Below are 2,507 nucleotides of genomic sequence, written 5' to 3'. Positions count from 1 at the left end.
TCGCCATTCATGTCGACTACATGGATCCAGTAGGTCCCCCAGCCGAGGGAGTCCGGAAAATACCCTCTCTGGTTCGTGAAGGAGGCCACTTCAGTGAACTTTCCGCGTCCGTCGTTGAACAGCAGGTAGCTACCCCCTTGGTATGTCGGCGTGCCGAAGCTGTTGGAAATGATGTCGATGTCGCCATCGCCGTCGAAATCGCCTACGCCACCGCTATGGCTGAAATCCTTGCGCTTCGGGAGGCTGGTCTTCGTCGCGTCAGAAAATGTCCCGTGGCTGTTGGAGAGAAACAGCCGATTCTGTTCGCCGGGAAAGGGTTGGACCTCCTGACCAGTGGAATTCAGATAAATATCGTCCCGTTTGTCGCCATTGAAATCAGCGACGTAGATGTTGCGAATGAAATGGGCCGAGGGTTTGAAGGGTAGATACTTAGCCGTCTGATCGAGCAGTGTATCGCCGTTGCTGATGAGAATCTTGACTGGCGCCGCATCGACCTGAAGGAGGTGTTTGGACGTCAATCCCACGAGGACGTCCTGTCGGCCGTCGCGGTTGACATCGAGACGGGTCGATAGGCCGAGGATGTAGTACTCCCCATCCTTGTCGGCGCCATAGTGGATGCCGAGGGATTTCGGCGTCTGATACTTCGTCTTGAACATGGTGCTCATCCGGATCCGGAGATTTTCGTCGGGCTGCGCACTGAAGAAAGGAAAAATGCCGTCCTATCTGCGGTCCGCCAGAATAACAGCTTCGCTGGAGTCATGCCTGACCCGAAGGAGGTAGACCGATAGCTGGCGCGGGTGATTTTTTGGAAGGTGAGGGACGCCTGCAACGCAAATTGCAGTGGCAATTCACATCGTCCGCGCGGAAGATAAGAGCTGGACAATGACCGGAAGAATGGTGCCGGAGATAGGGCTACGCCTCGGAAGCGATCACGCTAAAGTCTTGAATTCGGAATGCCAACGAATGCGGATTGCCAGCAAGAACCAACATTTCGGGCACCCTATAGCCCTGGCAGGGCGTCGAAAACTAGCAGTACCAAGAAGTTAGACAGTGGCGGAGGGAGCGGGATTCGAACCCGCGATACGGTTGCCCGTATACACACTTTCCAGGCGTGCGCCTTCAACCACTCGGCCACCCCTCCACTGAGCGAAACTCATGACATAGTCGACCGGCTGGGTCATGGGGCCTGGGTGGGCCTGCCCCGAGTCGGGTTCGCTGAGGGCTCCTCTATCGTCAAATGGACATCAAAAGCAAGTCGTTATGCTCATGCCGTAGGGCGAAAACGGCCGAGCTTGATCTTGTCATTCCAGGCAGGCGCTCTATGGTTCCCCTTTATATAGGGAGGATAAGTTGAAGTTTCTGGCGCGTTTGGTGGGGCTTGTTCTGGTCGCTGGCGGGTTTATTGGCCTTGTGGTCGACGGCACGCGGTCAATCGTCAACAACGCGCTGTCCTTCTCCTCCGTCCGCGAAGTCGTCGAAACCTTGTCGTCCCAGGCGATCCCGCAAGCCCAGGTGGCCGCGACGGGGCTTGCTCCGTGGTTGTGGGATCCCATCCTCATCGCATTGATGCGCATGCCGGCCTCGGTGGTGGGATTCGTCCTCGGCGTTTTCTTCCTGTGGCTTGGGCATCAGAGGCACGTGGAGCCCATCGGCTATCTGGCCAGCCGCTGAACGCTCACAGGGCGGTGAGCCACCCTCGCGATCGGGCCTGCGGATGCTTACATCTGGACCTGAGCCAAGGAGCCTTTCATGTTCAATCTGCGCAAGCGTCTCGGCCTTCCCACGGCCGATGAGGCCCTTCCGGGTCGGTCCGACGCCATTCCCACTGCGGAGCGTCACTTCGTCAACGGCGAGCCCCTCAAAGGGCCGTATCCCGCCGGTCTGGAGAAGGCGGTGTTCGGGCTGGGCTGTTTCTGGGGCGCCGAGCGCAAGTTCTGGGAACTGGGGGAGGGCGTGTTCGTCACCGCTGCAGGCTACGCCGCCGGCGTGACGCCCAACCCCACCTATGAGGAAGTGTGCAGCGGCCTGACCGGACATAACGAAGTCGTCCTGGTGGTGTTCGACCCCAAGGTGATCTCGTATGAGGCACTCTTGAAGACGTTCTTCGAAAGCCATGACCCGACCCAAGGCATGCGCCAGGGGAACGATGTCGGTACCCAATATCGCTCTGGAATATACGTGTTCGGCGAGGCGCAGAAGAAGGCAGCGGAAGACGCCAAGGCGTCTTATGGAAAGGTGCTGGCGGAGCGCGGATTCGGTCCTGTCACGACAGAGATCCAAGACGCTGGCCCATTCTACTTCGCTGAAGATTATCACCAGCAGTATCTCGCCAAAAACCCGAACGGCTATTGCGGCCTTGGGGGCACCGGCGTGTCTTGTCCCATCGGTACTGGGGTGACAGCCTCGGCTTAGTCCTTCATCGCGCCTGAGCGACCGCCCGGCGGCTTGCCGCGGCGGTCGTGCGCGGTCAGCTGGCGTATCGCTTGCGCATTCGCACCCATTCATGG

3 protein-coding genes and 1 tRNA gene are annotated in these 2,507 nt (G+C 58.8%); 2 read left to right on the top strand and 2 right to left on the bottom strand.

Annotation, left to right across the window (positions count from 1 at the left end; genetic code table 11):
* Together AC1DT3_RS17850 and AC1DT3_RS17845 are read right to left on the bottom strand one after the other, a co-directional pair.
* Positions 1 to 656, bottom strand: a 656-nt coding sequence (locus tag AC1DT3_RS17850; RefSeq protein WP_477466573.1) for an FG-GAP repeat domain-containing protein, incomplete at its 3' end; no start/stop codon positions are given.
* Between the two features lie 395 nt (positions 657 to 1,051).
* A tRNA-Ser gene (locus AC1DT3_RS17845) sits at positions 1,052 to 1,141 on the bottom strand.
* Between the two features lie 209 nt (positions 1,142 to 1,350).
* Between AC1DT3_RS17845 and AC1DT3_RS17840 the strand changes: the two genes are divergently transcribed.
* Entirely contained in the window at positions 1,351 to 1,671 is a 321-nt protein-coding gene (locus AC1DT3_RS17840; RefSeq protein WP_477466572.1) for a PetM family of cytochrome b6f complex subunit 7, read from the top strand.
* A gap of 78 nt (positions 1,672 to 1,749) precedes the next feature.
* On the top strand, positions 1,750 to 2,412 hold the full coding sequence (gene msrA, locus AC1DT3_RS17835) for a peptide-methionine (S)-S-oxide reductase MsrA (protein ID WP_477466571.1): 663 nt from the start codon (positions 1,750 to 1,752) through the stop codon (positions 2,410 to 2,412).
* The last annotated feature ends 95 nt before the right edge of the window (positions 2,413 to 2,507 follow it).

It is taken from the genome of Microvirga sp. P4_G7, assembly GCF_056401005.1.
Note: the sequence above shows the minus strand (reverse complement) of the source record. Positions and strands in the feature narration are given on the sequence as shown.